The sequence below is a fragment of the Nonomuraea sp. GTA35 genome (assembly GCF_041950525.1).
GTDB lineage: Bacteria > Actinomycetota > Actinomycetes > Streptosporangiales > Streptosporangiaceae > Nonomuraea.
In genome coordinates this window covers 231705-246188 of the sequence record NZ_JBGNUV010000009.1, presented here as the reverse complement: position 1 = coordinate 246188, position 14484 = coordinate 231705, and the positions used below count along the sequence as shown (strand labels likewise).

Sequence of the window (14484 nt, the reverse complement as noted above, 5' to 3'; positions counted from 1 at the left end):
GGAGCGTGTACCTGTGAAAGACCAGCTCAAACCATATATAGCGGAAGTTACGGACGGGAGACCCCGGGTAGCCAGGCCGCTATGCACCGCCCTTCAGAGCTCGATGTGCTCGTCCCGTCCAGGGACCGGCCGGCCGCGCCCGCGGTCCCGCCGGCCACCGTCGCGGACCGGGGTGCGGAACGCCACGACTGCGTGCTGGAGTCGTCATGACAGCGCTGATCGGGGACGTCCGGCGGATCGCGGTGCTGCGGGCCAACGCCATCGGCGACTACCTCATGGCCGTGCCCGCGCTGGAGGCGCTCAAGCGCGCCTACCCCGGCGCGCGCCTGACGCTGCTGGGCACCGCCTGGCACGCCGGGTTCCTCACCGGGCGGCCGGGCCCCGTGGACGACGTGGTGGCGCTGCCGCCGATCTCGGGCGTCTCCACCCGGGAGCCCGGGCACGCGGCGCCCGAGGAGCTGTGCGCGCGGCTGCGGCAGCGGGAGTTCGACCTGGCGGTGCAGATCCACGGCGGCGGCCGGTTCTCCAACCCGTTCGTGCGCCGGCTCGGGGCCAGGGTGACCGCCGGGCTGCGCGCGCCGGGGGCCGAGCGGCTGGACCGCTGGGTGCCGTACACCGACTACCACCACGAGACCCTGCGTTTCCTCCAGGTCGCGGCGCTGGTCGGCGCGGTGGACGGCGGGCTGGAGCCGCGGGTGACGGTCACCGGGGCCGACCGCGCCGAGCTGGCCCGCGCGCTCGGGCAGCCGCCGCAGGGGCTGGTGGCCGTGCATCCGGGCGCGACCGACCCGCGGCGGCGCTGGCCGGTGGAGCGTTTCGCCGAGGTGGCCGACCTGACCGGCCGCCCCGTGGTCGTGACCGGCACGCGGGCGGAGCGGGAGCTGGTGATGGGCGTGGTCGAGGCCATGCGGCGGCCCGCGATCCCCGTCGTGGGCGCGCTCGGCCTCGGCGCGCTCGCCGCCCTGTACGAACGCTGCGACCTCCTGATCGCCAACGACACCGGCCCCCGCCACCTGGCCGCGGCCGTCGGCACCCCCACGGTGGCCATCTACTGGTGCGGCAACCTGATCCAGGCCGGCCCGCTCAGCAGGACCGCGCACCGGCCGCTGATCTCCTGGACCACGTCCTGCCCGCGCTGCGGCGCGGACGGCGTGGACCCGGCCGCCGAGCGTTGCCCGCACGACGAGTCATGGGTGCGCGACGTCTCGGTGGACATGGTGACGGAGCAGGTGGAGGACCTGCTGATCAAGGGTGACCGATGACGGAGCGGGTGCAGGACCTGCGGACCGAGGAGGACCGATGACCGACCACGCTGTGCTGGACGAGCTGCGCCAGGCCATTGACGAGGCGTTCCACGGGCGCGAGCGGGTGGTGATGCGGGAGGTCTACGCGCAGGCCTCCCGGCACGTGAACCTCTCCGCCGACCTGCTGACGCACCTCAACGAGCTGCCCGAGGGCCCCTATGACAGGCGGGAGCTGACCGAGGCGATCAACGAGGTGATCGCCCGCAGGGGCGAGCAGGACACGCTGGGGCTGCTGGAGGTGCCCCGGCAGGCCGGGCCGGTGGACGAGACGGCCCGGGAGGAGACGCCGATGGAGTACCGCAACCCCAGGCCGACCTGGTCGGACGAGGACGAGGGCCCCGATCTGATGCGGTAGGCATAGCGGGAGGTGCCGCGCGGCGTCTGAGAGGGTGATGTCGATCCCCTGGAGGTGACCGTGGACGCCGCGGACGAGCAACGGTTCCGCGAGTTCGTCGACGCGCGTTCTCCTGCCCTCATGCGGCTCGGGTTCCTGCTCACCGGTGGTGACCAGCACGCGGCCGAGGACCTGGTGCAAACTGCGCTGGCGAAGCTGGCGGCCGGCTGGCGGCGGGTGGCGGCGCCGGAGGCGTACGCCAAGCAGATCATGTACCGGCAGCAGATCAGCTGGTGGCGGGCGAGCACGCGGCGGGGCGAGGTGGTGCAGGCGAGCCCGCCCGAGCGGGAGGCGCGCGACGCGCACCACCAGAGCGAGCTGCGCCTGGTGCTGCGCTCCGCGCTGGCCAGGCTCACCGCCCGCCAGCGCGCGGTGCTGGTGCTGCGGTACTACGAGGACCTGCCCGAGCAGGAGGTGGCCCAGGTGCTGGGCTGCTCCATCGGCACGGTCAGGAGCACCGCGCACCGATCGCTGGCGCGGCTGCGCGAGATCGCCCCCGAGCTGGCCCGCGACCTGGAGGTGGCCACGTGACCCGGCTGCTGCGCGACACGCTGGAGGACTGGGCCGGCGAGGCCAGGGTGCCGCCGGGCCTGGCCGACCGGGCGCTACGCAGGCGCACCTGGCGGCCGTACGGCGCGGCGGTCCTGGTCGCGGCCATGATCGCGGCCGTCGCCGTGTTCGTCACCGGGCAGCGCGAGCCCGAGCCCGTCGTGCGCCCGCTCAACAACATCACGCTGCCGCCCCGGCCGTCGTCCGTGCCGACGGACGTGCGTACGGACGTGGAGCACAGCCCGCCTGCCAAGCTCATCGCGGCCGGCCGGATGGCCGTGTCGGCGTACTACGTGACCACGCTGGAGCCGGTCGCGGGCGGCCAGCAGCGGGTCCGGCGCACCTGGTCCCTGTACGACCCGCGCACCGGCGGTTACGAGCAGACGCCGTACGCGTGGGTTGACGTCGCTCCAGGGTTGCAGGTGGCGGCGGTGATCGAAGGGGACCTGCTCGGCAGGCGCGTGGGTGTGATGGACCTGAACACCCGGCAGATGCTGGGCTGGTTCGAGCTGGAGCACTCCGTGGGTTCCGTCGCCTGGTCGCCTGACGGCACCAGGATCCTGGCCACCGCCTACTCCGGCTACCCCGATCTCATGCAGGGCGAGGGCGACCAGATGGCGCCGGTGATGCGGGACAGCCCGCGCATCGGCTACTACGTCATCGACGTCCCCGGCGGCACGGCCGACTACCACGAGCTGGAGCCGTTGCCCGGTTTTCACGGCGACGCGCAGATCACCGGCGGCAACCGCCAGGACCTCGGCTGGAGCCTGGACGGCACGCTCATCTGGTCGCCCACGACCACCACGCCCGACCGGCTCTTCTACACCCCGGACGGCGAGTCCAGGGACGCGCCCGAGGGGGAGCGGTACCGGCGCGGGACCAGCCTCCCGGCCACCTCGCCCGACGGCCGCCTGGTGCTGGGCCGCGACGGCATGCCCACGAAGATCACCGAGGTGGGGACGGGGAAGATCGTCGGGCGGCAGCAGGTGCTGCAGCTGCACGCCTGGGCGGACGACGAGAACGTCATCGCGCTCGGCTGCGCGGGGAAGTGCGAGAACGAGTTCGACAACGGCCTCGTGCTGGTCAGCGTGGACGGCTCCAGGATGACCCAGCTCGCCGCCAACCGTGACAGCAACGGCGGCGGCGCCTGGCGCTGGATCCTCACCCCGAGGTGAGGCTTGCGGTCCCGCGCATGACGTGATCCCGGCGGGGCAGCGCTCCTGGCATGACGAGGACGGCCCTCCTCCTCCTGACCGGGGCGCTGCTCCTGGCCGCCTGCGGCACGCGGCCCGCCGACACGCGGGTCACGCTGGAGTTCTTCCAGTTCAAACCGGAGGCCATCGAGACCTTCGACCGGATCATCGAGGGCTTCGAGGCCGCGCACCCCGGCATCCGCGTGGTGCAGAACCACTCGCCCACCGCCGAGAGCGCGATCAGGGCCAGGCTGGTCAAGGACGACGTCCCCGACGTGATGGCGCTGAACGGCAACGGCGTCTTCGGCGAGCTGGCCAGGGCCGGGGTGTTCTACGACTTCTCCACAGCGGCGGTGCGCGTCTACCCGCCCGTCCAGCGCATCCTCGACGACCTCGGGACGCACCGGCAGGGGGAGCGCAACGGGCTGCCGTTCGCCTCCAACGGCAGCGGCGTGATCTACAACAAGGACCTGTTCAGGCGGCACGGCGTACGGCCACCGGCGACGTGGTCCGAGCTGGTCGCGGCTGCCAGGACGTTCGAGGCCGCCGGGGTCACGCCGTTCTACGCCACGCTGGCCGACGCGTGGACGGTGCTGCCCGCCTTCAACGCGCTGGCCGCGAACGCCGCACCGCCCGGCTTCTTCGAGCGGCGGGAGGCGGGGCGGACGTCGTTCGCCGCCGCGTACCCGCCGGTGGCCGGCAAGCTGCGTGAGCTGTTCGGGCACAGCCAGCGGGACCGGCACTCGCGCACGTACGAGGACGGCAACCTCGCCTTCGCCCAGGGAAAGGCGGCCATGTACCTGCAGGGCAGCTTCGCGCTGCCCGCCATCGCCGCCGCGCGCCCGGGCTTCGATCCGGGCACGTTCGCGCTGCCCGCCACCGACGACCCCGGCGGCACCCGGCTGGTGTCGGGCGTGGACGTGGCGCTCACCCTGCCCCGCGAGCCGGAGCACCCGCGCGAGGCGATGGCGTTCATCGAGCATCTCCTCCGGCCCGAGGTGATGAACGCGTACGCGCGGGAGCAGCGGGCCGTGCCACCGCTGGAGAACGCCACCTCGCCCGACCCCGCGCTGGCCGGGCTGATGCCGTACTTCACCCGGGGCCGCCTGTCCGGCTACGCCGACCACCACATCCCGCTAACGATCCCGCTGGAGCAGCTCCTGCAGCAGTTCCTCATCGACGGGGACCAGGCCCGCCTGTTACGCGAGCTCGACGAGGAGTGGGACAAGGTCGCCGCCAGGAGCACCTCATGACGACCTCCCGCGCCTACTACTGGATGGTCCTCCCGGCCCTGCTGCTCTTCCTGGTCTTCCACACCGTGCCGGTGCTGCAGGGCTTCTACTACAGCCTCACCGACTCCCCCGGTTACGGCTCGTACGGCTTCGTCGGCCTGCGCAACTACGCCAACCTCTTCAGGGACGACCGCATCCTCGACGCCTACCTGTTCACCTTCAGGTTCGCCGTCGTGGCCACCGTGCTGACCAACGCGCTGGCGCTGGCCGTCGCGCTCGGGCTCAACGCGCGCATCGGCTTCCGCACCGCGCTGCGGGGCATCTTCTTCATCCCGAACGTGCTGGCCATCCTCATCATCGGCTACATCTTCAACTACCTGTTCGCCAACTCGCTCCCGGCCGTCGCGCAGGCGCTCGGCATCACCGCGCTGAGCACGAACATCCTGGCCGATCCCGGCCTGGCCTGGCTCGGCATCGTGGCCGTGGCCACCTGGCAGGCGGCGGCGTTCAACATCATCATCTATCTCGCCGGGCTGCAGACCATCTCCGACGACGTGCGCGAGGCCGCCACCATCGACGGGGCGGGCGCGTGGCGGCAGTTCAGGTCGATCGTCTTCCCGCTCATCGCGCCGTTCTTCACGATCAACATGGTGCTGTCGCTGAAGAACTTCCTGCAGGTCTTCGACCACATCGTGGCCCTGACCAACGGTGGCCCCGGCACCGCCACCACCTCGGTCTCCCTGCTCATCTACAGCGGCGGCCTGGAGGGCGGCGAGTACGCGTACCAGACCGCCAACGCCGTCGTCTACTTCGTCGTCATCGTCGCCGTCTCCGCCTTCCAGCTACGTGTGCTGCAACGCCGGGAAATGAGCGCCTGATGCTGAGCCGATCCGTCAACCCGTGGCTGACAGCCCTGATGGCGGCCTGCGCCATGACCGTGCTCGTGCCGCTGTACTTCACCGTCGTCACCGCGCTGAAGCAGCCGGCCGAGCTGGCGGGCGCGGGCTTCGACCTGCCCGCCGACCCGCAGTGGGGCAACTTCGCCACCGCCTGGCGGCTGACGGACTACCCGCGGGCCGCGCTGAACAGCGCGCTGATCACCGTCGGCGCGGTGGTCCTGACGCTGCTGACCAACTCCCTCGTGGCCTACGCCATCGCCCGCAACCTGCACCGCCGCCTGTTCAAGGGCCTGTACTTCTACTTCGTCTCGGCGTTGTTCGTACCGTTCCCGATCATCATGCTGCCGGTCATCAAGCAGACCGCGCTGCTCGGCCTGGACAACCAGCTCGGCCTGATCCTGCTGTACGTCGTCTACGGCCTGGCCTTCAACATCTTCCTGTACGTCGGCTACATCAAGTCGATCCCCAGGGCCCTGGAGGAGGCGGCCCGCACGGACGGCGCGGGCACCTGGACGGTGTTCTGGAAAGTGATCTTCCCGCTGCTCGCTCCGATGAACGCCACCGTGGGCATCCTGACGTTCCTGTGGGCCTGGAACGACTTCCTGCTGCCGCTGGTGGTGCTCTCCAGCCCGAGCGCCAGGACGCTGCCCCTGGTCCAGTACGTCTTCCAGAGCCAGTTCGCCACGGACTACACCACGGCCTTCGCCTCGTACCTCATGGCCCTGGCGCCCGCGCTGCTCGTCTACCTGCTGGCCCAGCGCTGGGTGATCTCGGGCGTCCTGCGAGGTGCCATTAAGTAGACCGATCGTTCTCGATAGTGCTAGCGTTCTCGGCGTGGCAAGGAGCAAGGAGTTCGATCCCGAGGTCGCCCTGCAGCAAGCGCTTGAGCTGTTCTGGGAGCGCGGTTACGAGGCGACCTCGATGGCCGACCTCGTGGAGCGGCTCGGCCTGGCGCGGGCGAGCATCTACGCGACGTTCGGCGGCAAGCGCGAGCTCTACCTGAAGGCGCTGGAGCGCTACCTGGAGCAGGGCAACGTGATCGAGCGGCTGTCCCAGCCGGGGCCCGCGCTGCCCGCCATCCGCGCCTTCCTCGACTCGTACGTCGCCGAGATCCTCGCCGACGACCTGCGGCGGGGCTGCATGGTGGTCAACACGGCCGTGGAGTTCGCCTCGCGCGACGCGACCATGCTGGCCAAGGTGGTGACGAGCTGGGCGGGGCTGGAGGCGGCCCTGGCCGGCACGCTCGTCAGGGCGCGCGCCCAGGGGGAGATCCCGGCGGGCAAGGATCCGCACGCGCTGGCCAGGTTCCTGCTCGTGCTGCTGCAGGGCCTCAGGGTGCTCGGCCGGGCCGACCCCGACCCGCGCAGGCTGCGCGACGCGGTCGAGCAGGCCATGACAGCTGTCCAAATATGAGAATGATTGGTCTTGAATAATGACTGGACGATTTGCCGGAAAGGTCGCGCTCGTCACGGGGGCGAGCGGGGTCGTGGGACGGGCGGCGGCGCTGGCGTACGCGCGGGAGGGCGCGGCGGTCCTGGCCGCCGGCCGTGACGCCGCCCGGCTGGCCGAGGTCGTGAAGCTCGTCGAGGAGGGCGGCGGCCGGGCCGGCGCGTTCACCGTCGACCTCACGCGCTCCGCCGAGGTCGCCGCCATGGTCGAGGCCGCCGTCTCCCGCTTCGGCGGTCTCGACGTGGCGCTCAACGCGGCCGGCGTCTTCGGCACGCTGGCGCCGCTGGCCGACTACGACGAGGACGTCTGGGACGAGGTCCTGGCGGTCAACCTCAAGGGCGTGTTCCTGTCGATGAAGCACGAGATCGCCCACATGCGGGCTCACGGGGGCGGGGCCATCGTCAACGTCTCCTCCAACCTCGGGGCACACTGGCGGCTGGCGGGGGCGAGTGCGTACGCCGCCTCGAAGGCCGCGGTCAGCCACCTGACGCGTGCGGCGGCCCGCGACCACATCGCCGACGGCGTCCGCATCAACGCCCTCAGCCCGGGGCCGATCGACACGCCCATGTCGACGCGTCCCGGGGAGACGCGGGAGGAGCGCGACGAGCGGATGAAGACCGCGCTGCCCATCGGGCGCGTGGCCACCCCTGAGGAGATCGCGGCCGCGGCGCTGTGGCTGTCGTCATCGGAGTCGAGCTTCGTGGTGGGCGCGGACCACGTGATCGACGGAGGGGCGACGGCGTGAGAACCGCCGCCAGGCTGAAGGGGCGGGCGGAATGCGACCATCTCCTGATGGGCGCTGACGACAGCTTGCCGATCTTACGGTCGCCGCGCTTGAGACCCGGAGACCGCGTCCGGTTCGTTTCCCCCTCCCGTCCACCCGACCGTGAACTGGTCGCCCGCGGCACGGAGCTGCTGACTTCCTGGGGCGGACTGCCCGCGGGGCACGGTGACGACCCGCCGACCATTCCGATCGGCAGCGAGGCGATGATCGACACACGCGCGGGAACTCTGGTCGTTCAGCCGGCGGTGATCTGAGCCCGGCGCGGCTCACGTGCCACCCGAGCTCCGTCTCATCCAGAAGCCCTCGGCGCCGGGAGCCTCGACGCCGAGGGCTGGTTCATGCCGCCGGAAGGGCTACGCCACGACCCGGCCCGGAGAATCGAGCCAGATCTGCTGCCCGGAAGGCGTCACCGTCATGCCGAAGCGGTCGCGCCCGGGCTGCCCCCAGCTCACCCACCGGAAGTACGCGTCCAGGACCTCGTCCCACAGGGGCCGGTCGCCTACCTGGTACACCTCGTACTCCGCGGAACCCGGTCTCCAGGCCACCGCCGCCCACGAGTAGGAGTCGCGGGGATCGCACATCCACAGCCGGAAGAGCTGCCCGTCCTCATCCGGCTGGTCGGTGCTGCTGGACTCGACACCGGTCAGCGCCGCGATGGCCAGGTCCGCTCCGGCGGGTGCGTAGGCGATCACGCGCGGATCGACGTGAGTGGTCAGGTAATGCTTGTCCTGCGAACCTCGCGCCGCGCGCTGAGGGACCGAACGTTGCGCGCGCAGCATCATGTATGAGGCGAAGCCGGGGAAGCGGCCGATCGCGGTGCCGTCCGGGCGGACCACCAGCCGCAGTGAATGGTTGTTGCCGAAGTTGGGGCAGAACGGCATGACGATGGTCGCGCCGATCCGGCATTGCGCGATCCAGGCGTAGGGGACCGTACGGATCCCGCAGGTGACGTGTACCCGGTCGTAGGGTGCCCGTTCGGGGCAGCCCAAGGTGCCGTCACCGATGATCAGGTTGGGTCGTGCGCCCACGTCGGCGAGGTTCTTGGCGGCCTGCTGTGCGACGGCGGGATCGACTTCGATCGAGGTGACCTGTCCGTGCTCGCCCACCAGATGGCACAGCAGGGCGCTGGTCCAGCCCGTTCCGGTGCCGATCTCGAGTATGTGGTTGCCGGGGTCGGGATCCAGCAGGGTCAGCAGGTTCGCGACCGTCCAGGGAGAGGATGACGAGGAGGTGTAGCCGCCGATCATCTCGGTGACGGTGGTGGCCCCGTCGTTGAGCTGGGTAACGATGGGCTCGTTGGAGTAGACGGTGTCCCACCAGTCATCCGGATCCGCGTTGCGGTCGATCAGGTACGCGGAGTCCTTCTTCTGCGAGACGAGCCCGACCGGCGGAATGAACTGGTGGCGGGGCACCGCGCGGATCGCTTGCTTGACCGTGTCCGTGATCTGTCCATCGGGATCAAGGCCGGCGATCAGCCGATCCATCAGCGAAGCGACGTCCATCACTTCTTGCCGCCCTTGCCTTCGCCGCTGTGCTTGCCGGAGGGTCTCGGCTGGTGGTCGTCGTTGCTGCCCTGGCCCTTGTGCTTGTTCGGGTCCAGGGGCTGGTCCTTGGGGCTGCTGGGATCTTCGTGACGACCCATTCGTGCTCCTCTGTATCCACTCGGTTGCTCATCGTGAAGATACAGGGATTGGACGTGTCGCTTCAGCTAGAAAGACGTAACGGCCCGCGCCCGGGAGGGATCGGGCGCGGACCGTCACTCAGGAAGGGGTTACTGCCTGCTGATGCGGACCGCGTCCGCGATCACGTAGCCGGTGCCCGAGGTCCACCGGCTCACCCCGACCACGTTGTACGTGCCGGCGTTCAGCGAGAACGTGCCGATGCTGCGCCAGGCCCCGCCGCCGGAGCGTTGGTCGACGAACACGGTCTGGTTGCCGCCGGACGCCGCCACGATGTACGGCGCCGAGCTGTTGTACCCGGGATCGGCCGGATACCAGACCTCGACCTGGTACGTCCCGGCGCTCGGGATCGTCGCCGAGTACCACGCCGGGTCGCTGGCGGCGACCGGGTCGGCGAAGCGGTAGTCGGTGCCGTGGCGCTGGCTGGAGTAGGTGGAGGTGCCCCAGTTCGCGCTGGCGGTGAACTGGCCGGAGGTGGCGTTGTCCACCGTGGTGGTCCACGAGGGGGTGCCGCCGCCGCCGGTCACGTAGTTCATGTACGTGGTCCAGTTCCAGTGCGAGCCCGGGTCGGTGTGGGTGGCGCCGGGGACCTCGTTGTGGCCGATGATGCCGGTCCTGGTCTTCGGGATGCCGTACTTGTCGCAGAGGTACCGCGTCAGCGCGGCCGAGGCCCGGTACATGGCGTCGGTGAACCAGGAGGGGTCGCTGACCCAGCCCTCGTGCTCGATGCCGATGGAGCGGTTGTTGTAGGTGGAGTTGCCCGCGTGCCAGGCGACGTCCTTGTCGCGGACCATCTGGGTGATGGCGCCGTTGGAGGACTTGACCACGTAGTGGGAGGAGACCTGCGCGCTGGGGTTCTGGAACCAGGAGATGGTCCCGGCGTAGGAGCCCTGGGTGACGTGGATGACCACCCGGTCGATGTTGTAGCTGGTCTCGCGGCTGGAGACGCGGTAGTTGCTGGAGCTGGCCGGGACCCACGCGGCCGGCGGGTAGTCGGCGCTGGCCACGGCGACCGGCGATTCCGCCGGCTCGCCGGCCTGCTTGCCGGCGCGGGCGTTCAGGTCGCGGACGTCCGCGTACTCGCCGCGGTCGGCGGTGACCTCCTGCGGCCTGACCTGGACGCCGCGCAGGTCGATGCCGAGGCCGAGCTGCTCGTAGACGGCGTCGGCGTACAGGCGGGCCAGCTCGGGCGAGGAGGCGTTGCCGTACTGGGCGACGGCGCTGTACCAGCGGCCGGCGTCCTTCCTGGCGGCCTCGTCGAGGCCGAGCTTGTCGGCGAGGGAGCGGAGCACGGCCGCGCCGCCGAGGATGTTGGCCTCGTCGTCGGCCTTGAGCTTGTCGGCGGGCAGCCCGGTCAGCTCGGCCGCCTTCTCCAGTGAGTGGTTGGTCGGGTTGCTGACCAGGTGCATCACGCCGTAGCCGCTGCTGGCGCTGGGCTCGCCGTGGTGGCCGTCGAGGTGGGTCTCGGCGTAGGCGAGGGCGACGAGCAGGTCGCGCGGTACGTCGTGGGCGGCGGACGCCTTGGCGAAGGCCGCGGCCATCGGGGTTTCCTTGACCACGGCTGCCTGGCTCTGCGACCAGGCGGGCTGGGCCGCGGTGAGGGGGGCGATGGCGAGGATCGAGGTGGCGAGGGCTGCTACTAATCGCGTGCGGGCGAGAGTCATGGGGTGCTCCTCGTTCACAAGGTGACGGGTGCACGCTACGACAATCTTCTGACTGATGTCGATAATTGACATTACTTCTGAGTTAAGTGAAGATTATCGCCTTTGCTGAGGGGTGAGGTTCCGGGGACCTCCGATCTTTGTGAAGACTATTGCGCTTTCTGGCGGATGCGCTGAAACTTCCCTTCGTGACCGCGCTCCTGCGTACCGTCGTCCTCGCGGTGCTCATCGCCGCGTTCGTCAGTCCCCTCACCCCCTCAGCCGCAGCCGCAGCCGCCTGCACCGTCGATCCGGCCACCCCGAAGCGGCAGCTCAGAGCCATGTGGATCTCCTCGGTCGCCAATATCGACTGGCCCAGCCGCACCGGGCTGAGCGCGTCGGCGCAGCAGGCGGAGTTCCGGGCCTGGCTCGACCTGGCCGTGTCCAAGCGCATGAACGCCGTGGTCGTGCAGGTCCGGCCGACAGCCGACGCGTTCTGGCCCTCCCCGTACGAGCCGTGGTCGCAGTGGCTGACCGGCACCCAGGGCGGCAACCCGGGCTACGACCCCCTCGCCTTCATGGTCAAGGAGGCCCACGCCCGTAACCTGGAGTTCCACGCCTGGTTCAACCCGTACCGGATCGCCAACCACGACGACCCGTCCAGGCTGGTCGCCACGCACCCGGCGCGGCAGCACCCCGACTGGCGCTTCCCCTACGGCGGCAAGCTCTACTACAACCCGGGCATCCCGGAGGTACGCGACTTCATCGAGGACGCGATCATGGACGCCGTCTCCCGGTACGACGTGGACGGCGTGCACCTCGACGACTACTTCTACCCCTATCCGGTGAGCGGTCAGAGCATCCCTGACGCCGCCACGTTCGACAGGTACGGCGGCTCGTTCTCCAACGTCGGGGACTGGCGGCGGAACAACGTCAACCTGCTGGTACGCGAGCTCGACCAGCGCATCCACGCCGCCAAGCCGCACGTCTCCTTCGGCATCAGCCCGTTCGGGATCTGGCGCAACGCGGGCACCGACCCGCTGGGCTCGCGCACCTCGGGGCTGCAGTCGTACGACGCGATCTACGCCGACAGCCGGCAGTGGGTCAAGCAGGGCTGGGTGGACTACCTGGCGCCGCAGATCTACTGGCACCTCGGCTTCTCCACGGCCGCCTACGAGGTGCTCACGGCCTGGTGGTCCGAGCAGGTCAGGGGCACCGGGGTGCAGCTCGTGATCGGCCAGGCGGCCTACCGCGCGGGCGCGTCCGGGCAGGAGGCCGCCTGGCAGGACCCGGCCGAGCTGAGCGACCACCTCCACGACAACCGGCAACATCCCGAGGTGTCCGGCGACATCTACTTCAGCGCCAAGGACGTCAAGGCCGACCGGATCGGGGCGTTCACCAGGGTCGTCAACGCGCACTACACCAGGTCCGCGCTGCTGCCCGCCCGCGGCTCGGCGGCGGCGCCCGCCGCACCCGCGATCACCTCGGCCACGCGGGGGTCGAGCGGCGTGCAGCTCTCCTGGACGGGCTCCGGCACGTCGTACGCCGTCTACCGGGTGGACGGCACCCCGTCGGCAGCCGACCCGTGCTTCTTCGCCGACGCCCGCAACCTGGTCAAGACGACCAGGCAGACCACGTTCACCGACACCACGGCCACCGGATCGGCGTACACGTACTACGTGACCGCGCTCAACCGCACCCACCAGGAGAGCGCGCCCAGCGCGGGCCGGGCCGTCACCTCGTCGCCCGGCGGGTTCAGCGTGGTGATCGACAACGCGGACACCGGGTTCGCCGCCGGCTCGGCCTGGGGCACCTCGACGTACTCCGGGCAGCTCCACGGAGCCGACTACCGCTTCGCCGCGCCGGTCGCGGCCAGCGACCCGGCCTGGTTCCGCGCGGCCGTCCCCAGCGCCGGGAGTTACCGGGTGGAGGTGTGGTATCCGGCCGACCCCGGCTACAACAGCGCGACGCCGTACATCGTGGCGGCCTCGGGCGGGAACCGGACGGTCACCGTCGACCAGCGCACGGGCGGCGGGGCCTGGCGTGACCTGGGCACCTTCACGCTGAACGCCGGCACCTACAACGTGGTCGGCGTGAGCCGCTGGACCTCCACGACGGGGTACGTCATCGCCGACGCCGTCCGCATCACCAGGGTGTGATCCGCTACGCGACCGGGGATGGGCAGACACGCCGGGTGATCGTACGATGAGGCGGTGGACGGTGCCCGCGCGCGACCGATCGACGCTGCCGCGGTCCTGGTCGCGGCAGGTTTGACGCCCGCGACAGGCTATGCGGGCCCAGGTCTGGTGGTCGCGCTGGCGGGGGCGCTGCCGCTGCTGTGGATGCGCCGGGCGCCCCTCGCCGTCGCCTGGATCTGCGCCGGCACCGCGCTCGCCGTGCCGGTGCTGGCCCTGGTCGTCCCGTCCGCCGTCCCGCTCCCCGCCGGCGGCGCGCCGCTGTGGCCGCCGGCGGCGCCGTTCGCCGCCTACGGCGCGATGGCGTTCGCGGCCGACCGGCGCCCGCTGTCCCGCTGGATGCCGGTGCTGGTGATCGCCTTCGCCGTGCTGACCCTGCCCGACCGGCTCCCGCTGATCGCCAGGAGCGAGGCGGTGATCGCCCTCGCGATCATGTACGGCCTGTACGTGTCCGTCAGGGAACAGCTCCGCGCCGAGCTGGCGGAGCGCTCCGAGCGGATCGAGCGCGAGCGCCTGGCCGGAGAGATGCACGACGTCGTCACCCACCGCGTCAGCCGGATCGTGCTGCAGGCCGGCGTGCTGGCCCTGGCCACCGGCGACGACCGCGCCAGGGCGGCGGCCGAGGACATCCGCGCGACGGGCTGCGACGCGCTCGACGAGCTGCGGCACATGGTGGCGCTGCTGCGCCGCGGCACCGGCGAGGGGTTCGACCTGGGGCTGCCGCTGCCCGACCTGCGGCCGCTGGTGATCGACTCGGCCCGCGACGGCGTGCCGGTGGAGCTGACGGTGGACGGCACTCCCGCACCCGTCTCGGGCCTGGTGGGGCGGACCGCGTACCTGGTGGCCGAGGCGGCCCTGGCCAACGTGCGCAAGCACGCGCCCGGCGCGGAGGTGCGGGTCCTGGTGCGGTACGCGCCGGGCAACGTGCGGATCGTGGTCCGCAACACCGGCGGCCTGCCGGACGCCTGGGTCGCCGTCGCCGGCCCCGGGATGAGCCTGCCCGACCTGCGGACGCGGGTGGAGCTGGCCGGCGGCACGCTGGTGTGCCGGCCGGGGGAGGACGGCGGGTTCCGGGTGGAGGCCACGTTCCCCACGTCCTGAGAGGACGCGCGTCGTGAAGGGCGCGTCGTGAAGGGCGCGTCGTGAAGGGCGCGTCGTGAAGGGCG

General features: G+C 71.0%; 16 protein-coding genes. 13 read left to right on the top strand and 3 right to left on the bottom strand.

Annotated elements, in window-relative coordinates; genetic code table 11:
* Nucleotides 1-81: 81 nt before the first annotated feature.
* The 11 genes from ACBJ32_RS35480 to ACBJ32_RS35430 are packed head-to-tail and all read left to right on the top strand — an operon-like array spanning nucleotide 82 to nucleotide 8058.
* Nucleotides 82-210, top strand: a complete 129-nt coding sequence (locus ACBJ32_RS35480; RefSeq protein ID WP_375130471.1) for a hypothetical protein — start codon at nucleotides 82-84, stop codon at nucleotides 208-210.
* A complete protein-coding gene (locus ACBJ32_RS35475) occupies nucleotides 207-1262 on the top strand; it encodes a glycosyltransferase family 9 protein (protein ID WP_357882430.1) in 1056 nt (351 codons plus the stop codon). Before ACBJ32_RS35480 ends, ACBJ32_RS35475 begins: the two co-directional genes overlap by 4 nt.
* Nucleotides 1263-1299: 37 nt before the next feature.
* Nucleotides 1300-1659, top strand: a complete 360-nt coding sequence (locus ACBJ32_RS35470; RefSeq protein WP_357882427.1) for a hypothetical protein — start codon at nucleotides 1300-1302, stop codon at nucleotides 1657-1659.
* A 60-nt stretch (nucleotides 1660-1719) separates the two neighbouring features.
* Nucleotides 1720-2229 (top strand): SigE family RNA polymerase sigma factor, encoded by a 510-nt coding sequence (locus ACBJ32_RS35465; RefSeq protein WP_375130470.1) that lies wholly within the window; start codon nucleotides 1720-1722, stop codon nucleotides 2227-2229.
* On the top strand, nucleotides 2226-3422 hold the full coding sequence (locus ACBJ32_RS35460; RefSeq protein ID WP_375130469.1) for a hypothetical protein: 1197 nt from the start codon (nucleotides 2226-2228) through the stop codon (nucleotides 3420-3422). Before ACBJ32_RS35465 ends, ACBJ32_RS35460 begins: the two co-directional genes overlap by 4 nt.
* A 50-nt stretch (nucleotides 3423-3472) precedes the next feature.
* Nucleotides 3473-4693: an ABC transporter substrate-binding protein gene (locus tag ACBJ32_RS35455; protein WP_375130468.1), complete on the top strand. Its 1221-nt coding sequence runs from the start codon at nucleotides 3473-3475 to the stop codon at nucleotides 4691-4693.
* Nucleotides 4690-5550 (top strand): carbohydrate ABC transporter permease, encoded by an 861-nt coding sequence (locus ACBJ32_RS35450; protein WP_375130467.1) that lies wholly within the window; start codon nucleotides 4690-4692, stop codon nucleotides 5548-5550. The genes ACBJ32_RS35455 and ACBJ32_RS35450 overlap by 4 nt, the downstream gene beginning before the upstream one ends.
* Nucleotides 5550-6371: a carbohydrate ABC transporter permease gene (locus ACBJ32_RS35445; protein ID WP_375130466.1), complete on the top strand. Its 822-nt coding sequence runs from the start codon at nucleotides 5550-5552 to the stop codon at nucleotides 6369-6371. Before ACBJ32_RS35450 ends, ACBJ32_RS35445 begins: the two co-directional genes overlap by 1 nt.
* A gap of 34 nt (nucleotides 6372-6405) precedes the next feature.
* A complete protein-coding gene (locus tag ACBJ32_RS35440) occupies nucleotides 6406-6984 on the top strand; it encodes a TetR family transcriptional regulator C-terminal domain-containing protein (RefSeq protein ID WP_357882408.1) in 579 nt (192 codons plus the stop codon).
* Between the two features lie 19 nt (nucleotides 6985-7003).
* On the top strand, nucleotides 7004-7765 hold the full coding sequence (locus tag ACBJ32_RS35435; protein WP_375130465.1) for an SDR family NAD(P)-dependent oxidoreductase: 762 nt from the start codon (nucleotides 7004-7006) through the stop codon (nucleotides 7763-7765).
* A gap of 47 nt (nucleotides 7766-7812) precedes the next feature.
* On the top strand, nucleotides 7813-8058 hold the full coding sequence (locus tag ACBJ32_RS35430) for a hypothetical protein (protein ID WP_375130464.1): 246 nt from the start codon (nucleotides 7813-7815) through the stop codon (nucleotides 8056-8058).
* 99 nt (nucleotides 8059-8157) lie between these two features.
* On the opposite strand, the gene ACBJ32_RS35425 is transcribed toward ACBJ32_RS35430, so the two are convergent.
* The 3 genes from ACBJ32_RS35425 to ACBJ32_RS35415 all read right to left on the bottom strand — a co-directional run bounded on the left by ACBJ32_RS35425 (nucleotide 8158) and on the right by ACBJ32_RS35415 (nucleotide 11147).
* On the bottom strand, nucleotides 8158-9306 hold the full coding sequence (locus tag ACBJ32_RS35425; protein WP_375130463.1) for a methyltransferase domain-containing protein: 1149 nt from the start codon (nucleotides 9304-9306) through the stop codon (nucleotides 8158-8160).
* Nucleotides 9306-9446, bottom strand: coding sequence for a hypothetical protein (locus ACBJ32_RS35420; RefSeq protein ID WP_357882399.1), 141 nt, complete (start codon nucleotides 9444-9446; stop codon nucleotides 9306-9308). Before ACBJ32_RS35420 ends, ACBJ32_RS35425 begins: the two co-directional genes overlap by 1 nt.
* A 129-nt stretch (nucleotides 9447-9575) precedes the next feature.
* Nucleotides 9576-11147 carry an N-acetylmuramoyl-L-alanine amidase gene (locus tag ACBJ32_RS35415; RefSeq protein ID WP_375130462.1) on the bottom strand — a complete coding sequence of 524 codons (1572 nt, stop codon included), beginning with the start codon at nucleotides 11145-11147 and terminating at the stop codon, nucleotides 9576-9578.
* Between the two features lie 185 nt (nucleotides 11148-11332).
* Between ACBJ32_RS35415 and ACBJ32_RS35410 the strand changes: the two genes are divergently transcribed.
* Nucleotides 11333-13282: a family 10 glycosylhydrolase gene (locus tag ACBJ32_RS35410; protein WP_375130461.1), complete on the top strand. Its 1950-nt coding sequence runs from the start codon at nucleotides 11333-11335 to the stop codon at nucleotides 13280-13282.
* Between the two features lie 54 nt (nucleotides 13283-13336).
* Entirely contained in the window at nucleotides 13337-14419 is a 1083-nt protein-coding gene (locus tag ACBJ32_RS35405) for a sensor histidine kinase (protein WP_375130460.1), read from the top strand.
* The last annotated feature ends 65 nt before the right edge of the window (nucleotides 14420-14484 follow it).

What these genes read in the sequence shown, in the direction of transcription:
- ACBJ32_RS35480 (WP_375130471.1), top strand. Translation starts at nt 82, where the DNA reads ATGCACCGCCCTTCAGAGCTCGATGTGCTCGTCCCGTCCAGGGACCGG.
- ACBJ32_RS35475 (WP_357882430.1), top strand. Translation starts at nt 207, where the DNA reads ATGACAGCGCTGATCGGGGACGTCCGGCGGATCGCGGTGCTGCGGGCC.
- ACBJ32_RS35470 (WP_357882427.1), top strand. Translation starts at nt 1,300, where the DNA reads ATGACCGACCACGCTGTGCTGGACGAGCTGCGCCAGGCCATTGACGAG.
- ACBJ32_RS35455 (WP_375130468.1), top strand. Translation starts at nt 3,473, where the DNA reads ATGACGAGGACGGCCCTCCTCCTCCTGACCGGGGCGCTGCTCCTGGCC.
- ACBJ32_RS35450 (WP_375130467.1), top strand. Translation starts at nt 4,690, where the DNA reads ATGACGACCTCCCGCGCCTACTACTGGATGGTCCTCCCGGCCCTGCTG.
- ACBJ32_RS35445 (WP_375130466.1), top strand. Translation starts at nt 5,550, where the DNA reads ATGCTGAGCCGATCCGTCAACCCGTGGCTGACAGCCCTGATGGCGGCC.
- ACBJ32_RS35435 (WP_375130465.1), top strand. Translation starts at nt 7,004, where the DNA reads ATGACTGGACGATTTGCCGGAAAGGTCGCGCTCGTCACGGGGGCGAGC.
- ACBJ32_RS35430 (WP_375130464.1), top strand. Translation starts at nt 7,813, where the DNA reads ATGGGCGCTGACGACAGCTTGCCGATCTTACGGTCGCCGCGCTTGAGA.
- ACBJ32_RS35425 (WP_375130463.1), bottom strand. Translation starts at nt 9,306, where the DNA reads ATGGACGTCGCTTCGCTGATGGATCGGCTGATCGCCGGCCTTGATCCC.
- ACBJ32_RS35420 (WP_357882399.1), bottom strand. Translation starts at nt 9,446, where the DNA reads ATGGGTCGTCACGAAGATCCCAGCAGCCCCAAGGACCAGCCCCTGGAC.
- ACBJ32_RS35415 (WP_375130462.1), bottom strand. Translation starts at nt 11,147, where the DNA reads ATGACTCTCGCCCGCACGCGATTAGTAGCAGCCCTCGCCACCTCGATC.